Source organism: Serratia odorifera (assembly GCF_041448735.1).
Classification (GTDB): domain Bacteria; phylum Pseudomonadota; class Gammaproteobacteria; order Enterobacterales; family Enterobacteriaceae; genus Serratia_F; species Serratia_F odorifera.
The window spans coordinates 527,037-543,736 of the sequence record NZ_JBGMUT010000001.1 but is presented as its reverse complement, the minus strand read 5'-3'; the positions used below and the strand labels follow the sequence as shown (position 1 = coordinate 543,736).

Sequence of the window (16,700 nt, the reverse complement as noted above, 5' to 3'; positions counted from 1 at the left end):
TACAGGGGTGAGCGATGAAGCACAGCACCACATTACCGGTTAAAGCGTTACCGTCAGCAGAGAAATATAACGGTAAAGGGCCGGCATACAAAAGACGTTTCCATGTCATGGCCAAGCCCACGGGCTCAACCTGTAACCTCGATTGTTCCTACTGCTTCTATCTGCACAAAGAACAATTGTTGCATCAGGATCGCCACACCGGCATGAGCGACGAGGTGCTGGAAAACTTCATTCGCCAATATATTGACGGTCAGGATGGCGAACAGGTGGTTTTTTCATGGCAAGGGGGAGAACCCACGCTGATGGGGCTGGAGTTTTTCCACAAGGTGGTGAAATACCAACGGCGCTACCAGAAACCCGGCCAACGGATAGAAAATGACCTGCAAACCAATGGCGTACTGATTAATGACAAATGGGCCGAGTTTCTTAAACAACATCATTTTCTGGTTGGGTTGTCCATCGACGGTCCGCGTGAACTGCACGATCGTTATCGTGTCACCCGCAGCGGAAAGCCTACCTTTGATAAAGTGATGCAGGGCGTTGCCGCGCTGAAAAAATATCAGGTCCCCTTCAATGCGCTGGTGACGGTAAACCGTACCAATGCCCGTTTTCCACTGGAGGTTTACCGGTTTGTCACCGCTGAATTGGGCGCGACCTACATTCAGTTCAACCCCTGCGTTGAACCGGTCGATTTTAAAGAGACTGCCCCACAGTTCTGGCACCAAGACGCCATCCCGGTGACCGGTTCACGCCGCGCCAAACCGGGCGATCTGGATTCGATCGTCACCGACTGGTCGGTAGACCCGGATGACTGGGGCCATTTCCTCACCACCGTGTTCGAAGAGTGGGTAAACAACGATCTCGGTCGCGTTCAGGTCAATCTGTTCGAAACTGCGGTAGCACAGACCATGGGCATGCCAGCGCAAATTTGTACCGCATCGGAGTTCTGCGGCAAAGGTCTGGCGGTTGAGAAAAACGGCGATATTTACTCATGCGATCACTATGTTTATCCGGAATATCAGTTAGGCAATATTGCCGACACCCAACTTGCCCATATGGCCTTTTCGGAGCGCCAGAAAGCCTTTGGTCTCGGTAAAAAAGACACGCTGCCGACCTACTGTAAAAAATGTCCGTACCTGAAACTGTGCTGGGGCGAGTGTCCGAAAAATCGACTGGTGCGCACCCCGGATGGCGAACCGGGCCTCAATTATCTGTGTCCGGGCATCAAAGCCTTTTTCGATTATGCGCAACCGATCCTGGTTGGCATCGCCACGCTGTTGAAACCTGGCGCAGCGGGAGAATGTAAATGAATAACCGCGAAAAGCTGCTGGCGCTTGAACAGCGCATCAATCAGCGGGTTTTGGGGCAGGAATCGCTGGTACGCATGCTGATTGTTGCCCTGCTTTGCGATGGGCATGTGCTGCTTGAAGGCTTGCCTGGGCTGGCAAAAACCCGTGCAGTCCGTGAACTGGCCAGCCATGTCGAAGGTGAGTTCCGCCGCATCCAGTTTACCCCGGATCTGTTGCCCTCCGACATTACCGGCAGTGAAATTTATCAGCAAAATGCCACGCGCGAGGAAGATCAGTTCCGCTTTCGCCCCGGCCCGGTATTTGGCAATGTGATCCTTGCCGATGAAATCAACCGCGCCTCGGCACGGGTTCAATCCGCCCTGCTCGAAGCCATGGAGGAGCGTCACGTTACCGTCGCCGGAAAAACCTGGCCGCTACCCGGCATTTTTATGGTGCTGGCCACGCAGAACCCGGTCGATCAGGAGGGTACCTGGCCATTACCTGAAGCCCAGCTCGACCGTTTCCTGATGAAGCTGCTGGTGAATTATCCGGCTAAAGAGCACGAAAAAAAGGTGATGCAATTGGTTCGCGCAGAGCAACAACAGAAATATCACCCCGTTGCCGACACCTCAGCCACTGACGCATCACCGCCGTTGATGCTGTCGCAACAGGAGGTAGCCAGCTGTTGGCAGGACATCTCCGCGGTATACGTCGCGCCCACCGTCGAAGATTACATCATCAATCTGGTGGATATCACCCGCCACCCGCAGACCGTCAGCGACACACTGGCCAGCTACATTACTTTTGGCGCCAGTCCGCGCGGCACCCTGGCTCTGGAACGCTGTGGCCGCGCGCTGGCCTGGCTTGAAGGCCGCGATGCGGTACTGCCGCAAGACATTCAGCGGGTCGCCCCTGCGGTTTTGCGTCACCGGCTGATGCTGAGCTACCAGGCCCACGCGGATAATTGTTCACCGGACGACGCAATCCGCATGCTGCTCGACGCAGTGGTCGCCTGATGAACAGCGTACTGCAGGTCGATCGCAACTCGCTGATGGCGCTTGCGGCCGAGGCTAGACTGTTGGCTAACCCGCCGGGGCAGATTCCTCCTGGCGCGCTCGCCGGTGAGCGCGTTTCCCGCCAGCAGGGCCGTGGTCTCAACTTTGACAGTCTGCGCCGCTATCAGCCCGGCGACGACGTGCGGTTAATCGACTGGCAGGCAACGGCGCGTCTGCGTTCCCCTTGGGTCCGGCTGTATAACGAAGAGCGAGAGCGGCCGGTTTTCCTGCTTGTCGATCAACGTCTGGATATGTTTTTCGCCACCCGTGGGCAAGTCAAATCCGTCGTCGCCGCCAAAATTGCCGCGCTGCTGGCCTGGCGCAGTTGGCATGACGGCGATCGCCTTGGCAGCGCGGTTTTCAGCGATACGGCATGCAACCTGCAACCATGCCGTTCCCCCGCCACCAGTCTCCCCAGAGTGCTGGAGGATGTACTGCACTACAACCAACAATTGCCGGAACGCTATCCCGATGAACCCCCGGCCACCGTGTCACTGGCCGAGGTTTTGCAACGGGCCAGCCATACCATCCCCAGCGGTGCCTGGCTGGCTCTGCTCAGCGATTTTCACGATCTCGACGGGCGCTGCGAGGCATTATTGGCTGCACTCAAGCGGCGTTGCGACATCAGTGCGTTCGTCATCCTCGACGACCTCCCTCTGACGCTGCCAAAGCAGGGTAACCTGGCAGCCAGTTACCAGGGGCGCCACGCGACGGTATCCCTGACGTCGACGCTGAAAGACCAAATCCAGCAACATATTGTCGCGCGTCTGGCCGAGCAGAAAAATCGCCTCACCCGGATGGGCATCCGCGTCAACCAGATAGTGGTTGCGCAGGATCTGGTCAAACAGCTGCAAAAGGGAGTCTGAATGCTGGAAAAAGGATTTAGCGTACCGGAACTCCTGCAACCCGAGCTGCCGCCAAGCATTTCCTGGTTCCCTCTGCCGCCGGGATGGTATCTGCTGGGTTGCATGCTGCTAATCTCTCTGCTGGTGTGGCTGTTATTTCGTCTTGCTCGCTGGCGACGCAATCAATGGCGGCGCCAGGCGATGGCCGCGTTGTCCAGGGAAAACAGCGCTGACGGTTGGCTGGCGCTGATAAAACGCGTGTTGCTGATTCATCAACCACGCAGTGCCGTCAGCCGCTCGCTGACGGCGCAACAACTGCTGCAACAGATAGATATTGATGCTGATTTGCGCGTTGCCCTCGCTGAAAAATATTGTCAGCCGGACAATCAACTTGACGCTGGCACCAACGCCCGTCTGCAAGATCAATTGAAAGACTGGCTGGAGAGGTTGCCTTATGTCTGAGCTACTGACCCAGGTGGATTTCGCCTGGCCATGGGCCTGGCTACTGATGCTACTGCCTCTGGCTGGCCGCTATCTGTTACCGCGCCAGCGGGCTGTCCGGGAGCATGTTCGCGTACCGTTTCTGCCGCATCTGATTGACGAGCTGCAACTCGATAACAGACCGGTCCGCAGCGGCAAGCTGGCCGGCGCCATGTTCTGGCTGATTTGGCTGCTGTTGGTCGCCGCTGTCTCACGCCCAGAGTACCTGACGCCGCCGCAATATATCCAAAAGCCCATGCGCGATCTGGTGCTGATTCTGGATGTGTCGGGCTCGATGGCGAAAAATGACGTTCCCGGCGGCATCACTCGGTTGCAGGCGGTGAAAAACTCGGTCAGCAAATTCGTGGCAGCACGTCAATCCGATCGCATTGGTCTGGTCATTTTTGCCAACCAGGCCTGGCCATTCGCCCCGGTTAGTGAAGACAAGCAGGCGTTGCAAACGCGCATTACCCAACTGTCCCCCGGCATGGTTGGCGAGCAGACAGCGATTGGCGACGCGCTTGGGGTGGCAGTAAAACTGCTCGACAGCAGCGCCAACCAGGATGCCAGCAAACTGGCGATTTTACTCACCGACGGCAACGACACCGCGTCGCAACTGGCCCCACCGCTGGCCGCGCAACTGGCGGCAGCACATCACGTTCAGGTACATACCATCGCCTTCGGTGATAGCAACAGTACCGGCAGCGACCACGTCGACCTTACGCAATTGCAGGAGATTGCGCGCATTACCGGCGGTAAATCATGGACCGCCGCCAACTCAGGAGCTTCATTGGACAGCGTATGGCAGGAAATCGACGCCATCACGCCAGTTCAGGTGAAAGCCATAGGTTGGTCCTGGCATCTGCCATTGTTCCAATGGCCACTGCTGCTCGCACTGGCTCTGTTGATGGCCTATGCGCTGTTGCAGTTTGTCCGGGAGAAAGCCACATGAGCGATTTCCACTTTATTTACCCTTGGCGCCTGCTCGGCTTGGTAATCTGTGTGCTGCTGTGGTTTCTCCACGCCGGCCAGCGCAGTGCCTGGCAGCGAATCATGGATAAACCGCTGGCCAAGGCGCTGATCATCCGGCGGCAGAACACCATCACGCAAATATTGCCATGGCTACTGGCGCTTGGCGTTCTCGCGCTTGCCGGCCCCAGTTGGCAACGGGATGTGCCCGCCGCCCTGACTCGGCAAAGCAATGTAATGGTCGTTTTGCAACAGGATCCGGCTATGTATGCCCAGGATCTGACCCCCAACCGCCACCAGCGCATGCAGAGCAAGATCATGGCATTAATGGCGCACTCGCCGGGAACGCGCTTTGGCCTGGTGGTCTACCATACGGGCGCTTACCTGACCACGCCATTAACGCTGGACAGCACGTTCTATTCATTATTCCTGCACGCACAGCAACCCGATTTGCTGCCGCAGGGCGAAGGTTCCGGTCTGAGGCAGGGGATCGCGCTGGCGTTGAAAAACATGGCGGATACCGCTCAGACGCCGCGCAATATCCTGCTGGTTGCCGATACCCTTTCTGCACAGGATGCCAGTTGGCTGGCACAGCTCGACGCGCCGATCCAGATTTGGGTGCCCGGCACGGCGCGCGGCGGACAATTACCCGAAAGCTACGCGCAACGTGGCATTGATACGCGACTCGACGTTGCACGATTTAGCCAACTGCGCGACCGCGGGGTGCCGGTTACGTTGGTCAGCAGTGACGACAGCGACTTATCGGCGATCGCCGCTCACCTGCGTCAATCAGTAAGCGCGCAAAACAACGCACGTGGCGATCTGCATTGGCTTAACGTCGGTTATCTGTGGGTAATAGCGATGCTGCCGTTATTACTGTTTGGTCGCCATCAGCTGTTCTGCCGGCTGATTGTGTTGCTGCCGCTGTTTTATCTGCCTTATGGTCAGGCGGCCTGGCGAGATGCCTGGATCAGCCCGGATATGCAGGGTCAACTGGCTTTCCGTCAAGGCCATTATCAACGGGCGGCAGAGCATTTCCAGCAGCCACTATGGCAAGGCATCGCCTACTACCGCGCCGGGGATTTTACCGCTGCTGCATCGGCGTTTCACCAGGCGACGCCAACGGCGGAAACCCTGTTATGGCTGGGTAACAGTTACGCCCAGCAAAAGCAGTGGCAGCAGGCGATCAATAGCTATGACCGCGCGTTGAGCCTCCAGCCAGACTGGCAGATTGCGCGGCACAATCGGGCAGAAATCGCCAAAATCATCATGAAACTGCGGCAACAGGAACGCGAGCGTCAGTCTGCTCAAGGCAAACAACAAGACTATAAACCGGACGAGATCAAACATGATCTAGACAAAGACCAGGGTGTCAATCAGCTGGATATTCAACCAATAGCCAGCAGCAGCCCGCAGGTTGAACAGTGGTTTGACAACCTGGAAATGTCGCCATCCGGCCTGCTGGAAAACCTCTACCGTAACCAGACCGAGGCGACACCATGAAGGCCGTACTCTTGCTGCTGCTGGCGCTTGTCATCCCTGCCCGCGCGGCAATGGATATCACGCGCGAACTTGTGGCGCCGCAGCAGGTGGTTCCCGGACAACCGTTGCGCATTGCGGTAACCTTCTGGACCGACAGCTGGTTTAACCCACCGCCGCAATGGCCGACCTTCACGCTGGAAAACGGTTCGTTATTGACGACTCCGCTGCCAAACCAACTTCTTAGCCGCCGCAAGGATGGCATCAGTTGGAGCGGCATCCGCCAGGAAAGGCAAGTCATCGCCTGGGATCAGGGCTGGCTAAACCTGCCTGCGACAGAAGTTACGCTGTTCTCGGCCAATCAACCGCCGGTCACCGTGACGCTACCGGCGCTTAAAACAGCCGTCGCCTGGCCGGCCGGGGTGGAACAACCAGACCGTTTTCTGCCGGCCGAGCACCTGGTATTAAGCCAGCAGATTCACCAATTTCACGCCGCCAACGACGGTCAACTGCATGCAGGGGATGTGATCGAACGCAGCGTTACCGTCAAGGCTGGCGGCGTTGTTGCGACTCAAATCCCACCGTTGCTTTATGCCATCCCTGGCACCGACACGCAGCGTCTGACGCCGATCAATACCCTGTTGAAAACTGGCCGGGGCGACGTCGGCGACGTCCAGCGTATAGAAAAGCTGCGTTATTTACCGTCGCAAGCCGGCACCGTTACCCTACCCCCGATCGCATTGCGTTGGTGGGATACCACCCGCCGGCAATGGCAAGTCGCCCAGTTGCCAGGAGCCACGATGCAGGTTGCCGCCGCACGTGCCGCCGGCAGAGAGTCGGTGTTGCGCGGCACCACGGCAAACGGTCAATGGCGGGCGATCATCATCGGGGTTTCGCTGTCGCTGATAGCCTTATTGCTCTGGTTGTCGCGACGCCCACTTTGGCGCAGCCTGAAATATTGCCACCGCAGATGGCGACGCTTCTGGCAACCGATCCCACTAGCCGAACTGACTCCCAGCAAAAGAGGTGAACGATGAAATACTCACTAACGCTCGGTGCCCTGTTACTGAGTTATGCCTGCGCATCTCACGCCGAGCCGCTTGCAGCCTGGCAAGACACCGGTGCCAAACAGGCCATTATGCAATGGGTGCAGAATGCCACCAGCGAAGATCGCGCGACCTATATTCCCCCGGACAAACGTTACGTGGTATTTGACAACGACGGCACGCTATGGCCGGAAGCACCGCTGACGTTTCAATTGCAGTTCGCTATCGATGAAGTGAAGCGTCTGGCGCCTGAGCATCCGGAATGGCAGAAGAACCCGCTGGTCCGCGCGGTATTGCAGGACGATATAGCCACCGTCGCCGCGTCGGGTGAGGAAGGACTGATGCAGCTTTTGACCCTGACCCATAGCAACGTCACTACTGAAGCATTCGCACAACGCGTCGGCAACTGGGTTGAAAATCACCGAGATAGGCGTTTTGACTGCCGTTACGACCGCATGGGCTATCAGCCTATGCGCCAATTGCTCGATTATTTACGGGCCAACGGTTTTAAAACCTGGATCGTCTCCGGTGGCGGCATTGACTTCATGCGCGTGCTGGCACAGCGTATGTACGGTATTCCGCCTGAGCAGGTCGTGGGGTCGTTCGCGTTGAGTGAATTTTCCCTCACCAACGACGGTACGCAACTGCGTAAAACCATGAAAGGGGCGTTTTACGATGATGCAGCCGCCAAGCCGGTGGCTATTCACCTGTTTATCGGCCAGCGCCCGGTAGCCGCCTTTGGCAATAGCGACGGCGATGTGGCAATGATGCAATACACCTCGGCCAATCCCGAGTTCAAAACCTTTGGTTTACTGGTACATCATACCGATGCCGAACGCGAATATGCCTACGATAGCCACCCACCCGCCAGCGGCAAGCTGATCGACGGATTGCGGCTGGCCCCGGCCAAGGGGTGGATCATTGTCGATATGAAGCGGGATTGGAAAACGGTATTTGATCCGGCGTTATGCCCTGCCAAAGCCAAATAACCGAGCCTAACGGAACATTTTGGGGATCTTAACGCCGGCCCCGGCTCACTTTGGTCGCCTTGGCTGGGTTGCCCGCCACGAACTCCAGCGTTGGTGAGTAGTAGAACGGCAGCCAGGCGTTATAGCCGCCCTCCCATTCCCATTTGACCGGGCAGGGCCACAGCATATCTTCATGTAAAATATAATAGACCCAGCGTCCTGGTGGACGGCGTGGCTTACGTGTTTTCATAACGCATTCAGAGATTGCCCAGCGGTTATAAGACAGGGGTTACCGCTGCATTTTACCGCGATTTAGCGTTGGCGAACACCCTGCCGACAACGCCGTGCAGGCACGACATCACGCGCACTGCGTGATTCGCGGCAGGCCGGTATCACCATGACACCGGCTAATGGTCATAAGTCACACATTACCCCAAGATAAGATAAAAGCGCTTGTCTCTGGCATCGCGATAGGCTAGTGTCGCCAATTGACGACAGAATAGCCTCAATCGTCAACAACGAAAGGACTCATGCAGCATCATCCATTCATCCCGCCATAGAGCGGGATTTTTTTTATGAGCGTTATCCCAGATTCGCTGACCCGCCTGGCGTGTTGTTTGCTCTTTTTCTGGTTCGGCCTTATTTTGATAAAGCGCCGTACGGGTTCGCAATCCCTGACGGCGCCTTTGTCATAATTGGCTCACTTGGGAATAACTCGGATAGCCCACTCTGGTGGGCTTTTTCACCTTTGGTTATCTGCCGCAACCCTACCCTCAACGTTAAAACACCGCCAACATAGCTGTATATCGCGTTACTCCTCTGATTTTTATGTAATTACCCTACTCTCACCCGGCGTTTTGTTACCGGTATCACGAAAATTAGTTTCCGTAACGCCAATGCCAAATCTCGCAATTGTGAACCCAGGTCGGTGAATTACCCTTACAGCCAGCATACCTCTAAGCATAACCGTACAACGGCAGGTAATTAACATGAGTCAACAGATCACCCGTAAAGAGAAAATCAGTTATGGGTTGGGCGATATGGCAAGCCATGTGGGGCTGGATAATGTCATCATATTCCTGACCTTCTATTACACGGACGTGGTGGGGTTACCGGCGGCGTTTGTCGGTACCCTGTTTTTACTGGCGCGCACGGCAGACGCCATTATCGATCCGGCGATGGGCTACCTGGCAGATCGTACCCGCACCCGCTGGGGTAAGTTCCGCCCGTGGATGCTGTGGCTGGCGCTGCCTTTCGGTGCCAGCTGTCTGCTCACCTACGCCGTGCCGGAATCGCTGAGCCTGCACGGTAAAATGATCTTTGCCACCGTCAGTTATACCCTGATGATGCTGATGTATACCGCCATCAACATTCCCTATTGCTCAATGGGTGCGGTGATTACCTCCAATAACGAACAGCGTATTTCCCTGCAGTCGTACCGCTTCTTTTTAGCCACGCTGGGCGGCGCCATGTCGACGTTCTTTATGATGCCGCTGGCAGAGTATCTCGGTGGCGACGACAAGCTGATGGGCTACCGCGCGGCGATGGCGATTATGGCGACGGCGGCGGTGATCATGTTCTGGATCTGTTTCGCCAACACCCGCGAACGTATCAATGCCCCGGCTACCCACAACAATTATCTGGCCGAACTGCGCGATCTGTTACGCAACGATCAGTGGCGCGTGGTGTCGGTGCTGGTGATCACCAACATCGGCTTTGGGGTAATTCGCCTTGGGGCGATGATGTATTTTGTCACCTATTATCTTGGTAATGCCGGTTATTTCATGTGGATGCTGGGCGCGCATATTCTCGGCAAGGCCGCAGGCAGCGCACTGGCCAAGCGCTTGACGCGCAACGTCGGCAAAGTGCAAATGTTCGGTTACTGTTCCGTGCTGGCCGGGGTGCTCAGCATTGCGTTGTTCTTCGCGCCGAAATCCATCCTGGTGCTGGTACCGCTCACTTTTATTATTTCCACCCTCTATCAAGCTACGACCACCCTGATGTGGGTAATGATGGCCGACGTTGCCGACTACGGAGAATGGTTACAGGGCAAGCGCATGGATGGCGTGGTATTTTCAACCTTCCTCGCGGTGCTGAAGCTCGGCATGGCAATCAGCGGCGCGATTGTCGGCTGGACCCTGGGCTTTAGCGGCTACGTAGCCAACGCGACCGCACAAACCTCCACCGCGATGTATTGCATTGTCGCCCTGTTCACCATCGTACCGGGTCTGCTGTCGCTGTGCGCCTTCGCAACGTTGCGCTGGTACAAGCTGGATGACGGCACGATGAAATCCATCAACCTTGCCAAACAAAGTCTTTCATAAAGGATATCGTTACTGATGAGCGAACTTCTTCAACACGCCAACGGTATTGAGTGGCGATTCGAACGTCAAATTCTGCGCGTAGAGCCCTGGGGAAAAAACAGCCTGCGCGTACGTGCCACCTGTAGCCCGGCATTCGGCGATCGGTTACACGCCCTGCTGCCGGCCGAGCCCGTTACGGCGTGCATTAGCACCGAGGCAGAAACCCTGACGCTGCGCAATGGCAACATCACCGCGGTACTTAACCTGAAGGGCCAGTTGGCCTTTTACAACCAGCACGGCGAACTGCTGCTGGAAGAAATGTGGCGACAGCGTTCCACCGTCGGCATCGGCGCCAGCGAAAAGAGCCAGGATAAATACGTCAGCGCGCTCAAGCTTGACGGGCGAGAGTTCAAACCATTGCCGGGGGGAAAATATCAACTGACCGTACGCTTTGAAGCCCAGGCTGAAGAGCGTATTTACGGCATGGGACAATACCAGCAGCCCTGGCTGGATCTGAAAGGCTGCGCGCTCGAACTGGCGCAGCGCAATTCGCAGGCCAGCGTACCGTTTATGCAATCCAGCCTCGGTTACGGCCTGCTGTGGAACAATCCAGCCATCGGTGAAGCGACATTTGCCAAAAATCACACCGAATGGCGCGCGCAGGTCACGCAGGAAATGGACTACTGGATCACCGCCGCCGATACCCTGCCGCAAATTACGCGGCAATATGCGCGGGCCACCGGTACGCCGCCACCCGCACCAGCGTTTATCAGCGGTCTGTGGCAGTGCAAACTGCGTTACCGCAACCAGCAGGAAGTGCTGGAGGTGGCGCGTGAATACCGTCGTCGCCAGTTACCACTGTCGGTGATGGTGATCGATTTCTTCCACTGGCCCAATCAGGGTACCTGGTGTTTTGATCCCGTCGACTGGCCGGATCCCAAAGCGATGGTCGACGAGTTAAAGGCGATGGGCATTGAACTGATGGTGTCGGTGTGGCCGACGGTAGAAGCCAGAAGCCCACTCTACCCACAGATGAAGGCCAAAGGCTGGCTGGTGACCAGCGATCGCGGCGTGCAGGTCAATCTCGATTTTATGGGCAACACCACCTTTTTTGACGCCACGCATCCCGAAGCTCGTGCCTTCGTTTGGCAAACGGTGAAGAAAAACTACTACGATCTGGGGATTAAACTGTTCTGGCTCGACGAGGCGGAGCCGGAATACCGCGCCTATGATTTTGATAATTATCGCTATCATACCGGTCCAGTGCTCGAAGTCGGCAACCAGTACCCGCGAGATTTTGCCCAGGGATTTTATGATGGTCTGCAAGCCAACGGCGAAACCGAGATCGTCAATCTGGTACGCTGTTCGTGGGCCGGTAGCCAACGCTTTGGCGTTCTGGCCTGGTCCGGCGATGTCCACTCCTCGTTCCATGCGTTTCGCAACCAGCTGGCGGCCGGGTTGAACATGGGCATGGCGGGCATTCCGTGGTGGACCACCGACATTGGCGGCTTTCAAGGCGGTAATATCCACGATCCGGCGTTTCACGAGCTGTTGATTCGCTGGTTCCAATGGGCGGTATTTTGTCCGGTACTGCGCATGCATGGCTATCGCGAACCACAGATCCAGCCACCGGAGAGCTACCGTAACGGCATCCCGCAGTGCAACAGCGGATCGCCAAACGAATTGTGGAGCTACGGCGCAGAGAACGGTGCCATCATGCAGCACTGGCTGGCGATACGTGAAAAATTGCGTCCTTACATCGATGCGCTGTTTGACCATGCCCACCGTCATGGCGAGCCGCTGATGCGCCCGCTGTTCTGGCATTATCCCGATGAGCCACAAAGTTGGCAGGTGGAAGATCAATATCTGTTTGGCGAGGAGTTGTTGGTGGCACCGGTGATGCATGCCGGTGCGCGTCAGCGTGAGGTCTGGCTGCCCGGGAACCACCACTGGATTGCCCTCGACGGTGAGCGTTATCGCGGGCAACAGCGTGTAACCGTTCGTGCCGAGCTGGACAGTATTCCGCTATTCATACGTGAAGGCAGTGAGCTGGTGGCGCGACTGACCGCCGGCTAAAAGCACGTCACGGCTCACCAAAGCAGGCCAGCCCCTTTGCCGACGATTTCTCAGGCCAAGGGGCTATCTTGTCCTAATCTATAGGAGACAGCCGCCAGCGCCGACGACTGCCGGTCCCCCGTCTGCGGCTCAACGGGTATATCGGTGTTTTCGAGGTCAATCATGACAATCACAGCAGACTATCTGCAACAGTTGCTCAATGCCAGTGGAGTCACTGGCGCGCTAGCGCACGAACTGCTGGCCGCTCGTCGGCGCATTGAACAACTGGAAGAGCGCCTGGCGATACCCGTTCGTTTGCCCTACTGCAGTTCCAGTCCGGTATGCGAAATGGAGTCAGGGTATGCCGCCGGCGTAAGCGACAGTAAACAGGCGATACGGCAGGCGGGCTATCCGATCGCAGGCGACGATTAGCAGGTACATGCTGATAGCCGGTTTCTGAGGGTAATGAGCTTAAACCGAGCCTTGTTTTTCAATCACCAGGATCCGCGCTTCGCCTTGTGGGTGAGCCACGTGTTCACAGCCCACGTCGGCATAAAATATGTCACCCGCGTTGAGCAGCACCTGGCGTAGTTCCCCCTGCTCTTTATACCGCATCTCGACCATCCCATCCATGACGGCAAAAACCTCCTGTCCGTCATTTACGTGCCACTTATAGGGTTTGTCCGTCCAGTGCAGGCGGACCGATGTGCCCTCAAAATTGGCGATGTCGACAGCCCCCCAGGCTCGGTCCGCAGTAAACGCTTTACCGATATACGTTTTCATTTATAACCTATGTTTTATAGCGATATAAAACATCACTTTACTCCTTTTCGCAGTGGAGTACATCGGCGTTTAACGCCGACTGGCAGTGAGAATGTTCTCTGTAGCGCAACCTGTTAACGCCAGGCGATCGGCGTAATTATTTTTATTCTTTATTATCCCTGGTGAATACTTATTTACCTGACCGGGAAGGGCCAGGGACGATCGATACCATCAAGCGATAATCCAACCGTAACGATAAAGTATGCGATCGCCACACCAAACGTGATGATGACCAACTTTTCAATCAGGCTAAGACGCTTCTCATCTGTCATTTCCAATTTCTCCTCATTCCAACCCACCGATAAGACCCTATAAAACATAGGCAATGACCGCCTCGGCATCAATAGCCACACATAAAATGTAACATTATAGATAAGCCATGTTTATGTATTAGGCCTTCATCTCAACGCAAGTTGAGTCGCAGGATAACCTGGCAGCGGTGGCCCTATCCTGGCAAACATAGGCTGGCAGCCTGTGCCGACGCGCATCGACGTCAGGCGAAGCGACGGCGTGTTATGCGCTTCCTGGCATCACATGTACACGTTCGCCCGCACCTGGCGCTCGCTGCTTTTTATCCCACGAAATGTTGCCTAACCGAGCATGCGCTACCCGACTGCGTGAACCTGCCGTTGAATATGGCCTTGGCGCCACGATGGAACTTCACCCGTGCCGCGCCAGCGCTAGCGTGATGAGAATCGACGTTTATCGGGCACCTCTGGTTGCCCTGTCTCGATTAATTAACCCTATTTACCAGGATTCGAAATCAGTATCAGGGTATTAACGCGGACAATAATGATTACGCCATAGGATTAATGCTGACCATAAAAACTCACTTATGGAGAGCCTCATCAGTTATGCATTAACGAATTATGACTTTCCATAAGTAATATCACTGGCCGCAGCCATCCAAGATCAACCGGAGAATAAATGTTATTTATAGCAAAACACAATTTTCAAAAATAGGTTGAGTGATTAAGTAAAAACTGACCGTTTAATTTTAATGGCATTCAACGTCGCGATCTTTTTCTTGAGCTAATTTTATATGCCAACAATACCAGTCCAACAATACCAACAATGACCACCATTGCAGTCATTAATAATGCAATGGCGATTTTCAATTTTCATTTCCTTTTGGCGCCTCACCCAATAGCTGCAATTGCCTCTCATCTTTTGGCATCGGGTCAGAGTCATCTGGTGGAATAATACTCTCTACGGCAGGACATGCGCTGTAATCAACTGCCGGGTCTATCGTCCATGACTCTGGATCGCAGTCTGCCTGCGTTGGCAGCCTTAAATCGGCAAAAGCTATAGAACTGATGAATACCAGCGTCAGTGTGATAATCATTTTTATATATTTCATATTTCCCTTTATAAGAATAGCGGCGAGCCAATGCTAGCAATCATTAATCATGATTGCATTTAGCAATATCGCATCAATTTATTAACATTATCTGCACTGCGGTATTTAGATTAAAAATTAACCTTAGGAATAATCCCAAATTATTGATCGCCACAAACGCTCGGTCAAGCTATGCCTACTGTTTTTCCTTAATTTTCCAACCGAGGAGTCGCCAGACGTTAATCACTCAGCGCCATCCAATCAATATCATCTGTAATTACTAGAACAGGTTAAATGGACGGGTAATAATTAATAGATTGCTAACCAATTAGCAATAAAACTTTAGCTACAACAACCGCAGCGTTGTGCTTAAAATAATTAAAGAAAACTTATTCATATTATTTATATTAACCAAATAATTATTGGCTTGAGAATAATTACTCAACTAGCCATTATCGCTGCCGCCGCCATCAATATAAACGCCTATAGACAAGTACTGTACCTGTGAGGTGAGTCTGTTCCACTGCCGCAGATCAACGTCGACATCCGCCGTATCATGTAAGCCAGACCACGCTAAGTAGCACCTGCTGCTGGTTTAACAGCGAAATCCCGTTACGTTCCCGCCAGCGTGCAACCCTACAGCCATCACCCTTATCGCCAGCCACCCTTGCCCTGCCAATCCTGTCGGAACGCGTTTAGCGATCGTGCATCGCCACCGTTGATATCAATAACCGTTTTAATTCTGCAGCCTGGCGGCTGAGACATTGTTCTCAAGCTTGCGCCTTGATTGCACGATTGCGTGTTAAAGCAAACCAGGACTTCTGCGCTACAGGCACGCGCTGTACCTGCACCATCGTGGCCAGTTATAGGTCATTGAGAAAATTGAGCAGCGAGAGCCAAAGAAGCCATGGTAACGCTTATGGGAGAGCTAATTGATGTTAGGAATGATGTTAGGAAAGACGTTTTTCAGACACAAAAAAACCGCCTTGCGGCGGCTGACGACATTACTACTATTGCTTTGATTATTCGGTATTTTTATTCCCTGGTACCCGGGGCGGGACTTGAACCCGCACAGCCATAAGCCGAGGGATTTTAAATCCCTTGTGTCTACCGATTTCACCACCCGGGCTCGGGAAAATTGGAGGCGCGTTCCGGAGTCGAACCGGACTAGACGGATTTGCAATCCGCTACATAACCGCTTTGTTAACGCGCCGTAATGCTGTTTGCCTTTGCAGGCTCAAGGCTCGTGAAACACCAGCCTGATTTAATTTGGAGCGGGAAACGAGGCTCGAACTCGCGACCTCAACCTTGGCAAGGTTGCGCTCTACCAACTGAGCTATTCCCGCATTATCAGAACTCACTGATTTTTTTGCTAACTTTCTGCAAATCATCGCTGCCGTCTGATGCGATGCATTCTACTTACCTGACGTAATGAGTCAATAAAATTGTTGGCTCATTACGATCGTTTGACGATTTTTGCAGCGCATTGATCACGGTTCCAGCAAATCGTTACGTGCCGCATTCAAATATTGGAACATCGACCAGAATGTCAGCACCGCCGCGATGTATAACAAGCCGATCGCCGCATACTCGACGCTGCGATCTGGACGCCACAGCAAGCCAACCAGCGACATCATCTGTGCGGTGGTTTTCACTTTGCCGATCCATGACACTGCGACGCTGCTGCGCTTGCCGATCTCGGCCATCCACTCGCGCAGGGAAGAAATAATGATTTCACGCGCGATCATGGTGGCAGCCGGCAGGGTTATCCACCAGGCATGGTAATGCTCGGCCACCAGCACCAGCGCCATTGCCACCATTACCTTGTCGGCAACCGGGTCAAGGAACGCGCCAAAGCGGGTAGTTTGTTTCCAGCGCCGGGCTAAAAAGCCGTCAAACCAGTCGGTTACCGCAGCAAACACGAAGATGGTGGCGCAAACCATTGGGGCCCAGGTGAACGGCAGATAAAATGCCAGAACAAAGAATGGGATCAGAACTACACGAAACAGGGTAAGCCACGTCGGTATATTCAATTGCATAATGCTACGGT

General features: G+C 54.7%; 16 protein-coding genes and 3 tRNA genes. 11 read left to right on the top strand and 8 right to left on the bottom strand.

Annotated elements, in window-relative coordinates; all coding sequences use genetic code 11:
* Positions 1-14 precede the first annotated feature (14 nt).
* Genes ACCC84_RS02500 through ACCC84_RS02465 form a run of 8 tightly spaced genes read left to right on the top strand, consistent with a single transcriptional unit; the run spans position 15 to position 8,152 of the window.
* Positions 15-1,310 (top strand): anaerobic sulfatase maturase, encoded by a 1,296-nt coding sequence (locus ACCC84_RS02500; protein ID WP_039992223.1) that lies wholly within the window; start codon positions 15-17, stop codon positions 1,308-1,310.
* Complete coding sequence (locus ACCC84_RS02495; RefSeq protein WP_004964416.1) at positions 1,307-2,305, top strand: AAA family ATPase; 999 nt, start codon at positions 1,307-1,309, stop codon at positions 2,303-2,305. The genes ACCC84_RS02500 and ACCC84_RS02495 overlap by 4 nt, the downstream gene beginning before the upstream one ends.
* The gene (locus tag ACCC84_RS02490) at positions 2,305-3,210 is read left to right on the top strand and encodes a DUF58 domain-containing protein (protein WP_198772706.1); all 906 of its coding nucleotides are present in this window, start codon (positions 2,305-2,307) and stop codon (positions 3,208-3,210) included. Before ACCC84_RS02495 ends, ACCC84_RS02490 begins: the two co-directional genes overlap by 1 nt.
* Positions 3,211-3,651 carry a DUF4381 family protein gene (locus ACCC84_RS02485; RefSeq protein ID WP_273867644.1) on the top strand — a complete coding sequence of 147 codons (441 nt, stop codon included), beginning with the start codon at positions 3,211-3,213 and terminating at the stop codon, positions 3,649-3,651.
* Positions 3,644-4,621: a VWA domain-containing protein gene (locus tag ACCC84_RS02480; RefSeq protein ID WP_198772707.1), complete on the top strand. Its 978-nt coding sequence runs from the start codon at positions 3,644-3,646 to the stop codon at positions 4,619-4,621. Before ACCC84_RS02485 ends, ACCC84_RS02480 begins: the two co-directional genes overlap by 8 nt.
* Positions 4,618-6,141, top strand: a complete 1,524-nt coding sequence (locus ACCC84_RS02475) for a tetratricopeptide repeat protein (RefSeq protein ID WP_371901505.1) — start codon at positions 4,618-4,620, stop codon at positions 6,139-6,141. Before ACCC84_RS02480 ends, ACCC84_RS02475 begins: the two co-directional genes overlap by 4 nt.
* A complete protein-coding gene (locus ACCC84_RS02470) occupies positions 6,138-7,154 on the top strand; it encodes a BatD family protein (protein WP_004964433.1) in 1,017 nt (338 codons plus the stop codon). Before ACCC84_RS02475 ends, ACCC84_RS02470 begins: the two co-directional genes overlap by 4 nt.
* Complete coding sequence (locus ACCC84_RS02465; RefSeq protein ID WP_273867637.1) at positions 7,151-8,152, top strand: HAD family hydrolase; 1,002 nt, start codon at positions 7,151-7,153, stop codon at positions 8,150-8,152. The genes ACCC84_RS02470 and ACCC84_RS02465 overlap by 4 nt, the downstream gene beginning before the upstream one ends.
* A 28-nt stretch (positions 8,153-8,180) precedes the next feature.
* Here ACCC84_RS02465 and ACCC84_RS02460 read toward each other — a convergent pair whose 3' ends face one another.
* Positions 8,181-8,381, bottom strand: a complete 201-nt coding sequence (locus ACCC84_RS02460) for a hypothetical protein (RefSeq protein WP_039992224.1) — start codon at positions 8,379-8,381, stop codon at positions 8,181-8,183.
* A gap of 739 nt (positions 8,382-9,120) precedes the next feature.
* Between ACCC84_RS02460 and ACCC84_RS02455 the strand changes: the two genes are divergently transcribed.
* From ACCC84_RS02455 to ACCC84_RS02445, 3 genes are all read left to right on the top strand, one after another.
* Complete coding sequence (locus ACCC84_RS02455; RefSeq protein ID WP_273867634.1) at positions 9,121-10,455, top strand: glycoside-pentoside-hexuronide (GPH):cation symporter; 1,335 nt, start codon at positions 9,121-9,123, stop codon at positions 10,453-10,455.
* Between the two features lie 15 nt (positions 10,456-10,470).
* The gene (locus tag ACCC84_RS02450) at positions 10,471-12,510 is read left to right on the top strand and encodes a glycoside hydrolase family 31 protein (RefSeq protein ID WP_004964449.1); all 2,040 of its coding nucleotides are present in this window, start codon (positions 10,471-10,473) and stop codon (positions 12,508-12,510) included.
* A gap of 162 nt (positions 12,511-12,672) precedes the next feature.
* Entirely contained in the window at positions 12,673-12,921 is a 249-nt protein-coding gene (locus tag ACCC84_RS02445; protein ID WP_004964452.1) for a hypothetical protein, read from the top strand.
* A 39-nt stretch (positions 12,922-12,960) separates the two neighbouring features.
* Here the strand turns inward: ACCC84_RS02445 and ACCC84_RS02440 are convergent, their stop codons facing one another.
* The 7 genes from ACCC84_RS02440 to pgsA all read right to left on the bottom strand — a co-directional run bounded on the left by ACCC84_RS02440 (position 12,961) and on the right by pgsA (position 16,689).
* Positions 12,961-13,272 (bottom strand): cupin domain-containing protein, encoded by a 312-nt coding sequence (locus ACCC84_RS02440; protein WP_004964456.1) that lies wholly within the window; start codon positions 13,270-13,272, stop codon positions 12,961-12,963.
* 173 nt (positions 13,273-13,445) lie between these two features.
* A complete protein-coding gene (locus tag ACCC84_RS02435; protein ID WP_164844319.1) occupies positions 13,446-13,583 on the bottom strand; it encodes a hypothetical protein in 138 nt (45 codons plus the stop codon).
* Between the two features lie 842 nt (positions 13,584-14,425).
* On the bottom strand, positions 14,426-14,671 hold the full coding sequence (locus ACCC84_RS02430) for a hypothetical protein (protein ID WP_004964460.1): 246 nt from the start codon (positions 14,669-14,671) through the stop codon (positions 14,426-14,428).
* Between the two features lie 1,022 nt (positions 14,672-15,693).
* Positions 15,694-15,779 (bottom strand) — tRNA-Leu (locus ACCC84_RS02425).
* A gap of 10 nt (positions 15,780-15,789) precedes the next feature.
* Positions 15,790-15,863 (bottom strand) — tRNA-Cys (locus ACCC84_RS02420).
* Positions 15,864-15,920: 57 nt separating this feature from the next.
* Positions 15,921-15,996 (bottom strand) — tRNA-Gly (locus tag ACCC84_RS02415).
* Positions 15,997-16,140: 144 nt separating this feature from the next.
* Positions 16,141-16,689: a CDP-diacylglycerol--glycerol-3-phosphate 3-phosphatidyltransferase gene (gene pgsA / locus ACCC84_RS02410; RefSeq protein ID WP_004964461.1), complete on the bottom strand. Its 549-nt coding sequence runs from the start codon at positions 16,687-16,689 to the stop codon at positions 16,141-16,143.
* Positions 16,690-16,700 lie beyond the last annotated feature (11 nt).

Excerpts from the sequence above, each read along its gene's own strand:
- ACCC84_RS02440 (WP_004964456.1), bottom strand. The coding sequence starts at position 13,272 with ATGAAAACGTATATCGGTAAAGCGTTTACTGCGGACCGAGCCTGGGGG.
- ACCC84_RS02475 (WP_371901505.1), top strand. The coding sequence starts at position 4,618 with ATGAGCGATTTCCACTTTATTTACCCTTGGCGCCTGCTCGGCTTGGTA.
- ACCC84_RS02485 (WP_273867644.1), top strand. The coding sequence starts at position 3,211 with ATGCTGGAAAAAGGATTTAGCGTACCGGAACTCCTGCAACCCGAGCTG.
- ACCC84_RS02480 (WP_198772707.1), top strand. The coding sequence starts at position 3,644 with ATGTCTGAGCTACTGACCCAGGTGGATTTCGCCTGGCCATGGGCCTGG.
- ACCC84_RS02450 (WP_004964449.1), top strand. The coding sequence starts at position 10,471 with ATGAGCGAACTTCTTCAACACGCCAACGGTATTGAGTGGCGATTCGAA.
- ACCC84_RS02495 (WP_004964416.1), top strand. The coding sequence starts at position 1,307 with ATGAATAACCGCGAAAAGCTGCTGGCGCTTGAACAGCGCATCAATCAG.
- ACCC84_RS02445 (WP_004964452.1), top strand. The coding sequence starts at position 12,673 with ATGACAATCACAGCAGACTATCTGCAACAGTTGCTCAATGCCAGTGGA.
- ACCC84_RS02455 (WP_273867634.1), top strand. The coding sequence starts at position 9,121 with ATGAGTCAACAGATCACCCGTAAAGAGAAAATCAGTTATGGGTTGGGC.
- ACCC84_RS02460 (WP_039992224.1), bottom strand. The coding sequence starts at position 8,381 with ATGAAAACACGTAAGCCACGCCGTCCACCAGGACGCTGGGTCTATTAT.
- pgsA (WP_004964461.1), bottom strand. The coding sequence starts at position 16,689 with ATGCAATTGAATATACCGACGTGGCTTACCCTGTTTCGTGTAGTTCTG.
- ACCC84_RS02435 (WP_164844319.1), bottom strand. The coding sequence starts at position 13,583 with ATGACAGATGAGAAGCGTCTTAGCCTGATTGAAAAGTTGGTCATCATC.
- ACCC84_RS02465 (WP_273867637.1), top strand. The coding sequence starts at position 7,151 with ATGAAATACTCACTAACGCTCGGTGCCCTGTTACTGAGTTATGCCTGC.
- ACCC84_RS02500 (WP_039992223.1), top strand. The coding sequence starts at position 15 with ATGAAGCACAGCACCACATTACCGGTTAAAGCGTTACCGTCAGCAGAG.
- ACCC84_RS02470 (WP_004964433.1), top strand. The coding sequence starts at position 6,138 with ATGAAGGCCGTACTCTTGCTGCTGCTGGCGCTTGTCATCCCTGCCCGC.
- ACCC84_RS02490 (WP_198772706.1), top strand. The coding sequence starts at position 2,305 with ATGAACAGCGTACTGCAGGTCGATCGCAACTCGCTGATGGCGCTTGCG.
- ACCC84_RS02430 (WP_004964460.1), bottom strand. The coding sequence starts at position 14,671 with ATGAAATATATAAAAATGATTATCACACTGACGCTGGTATTCATCAGT.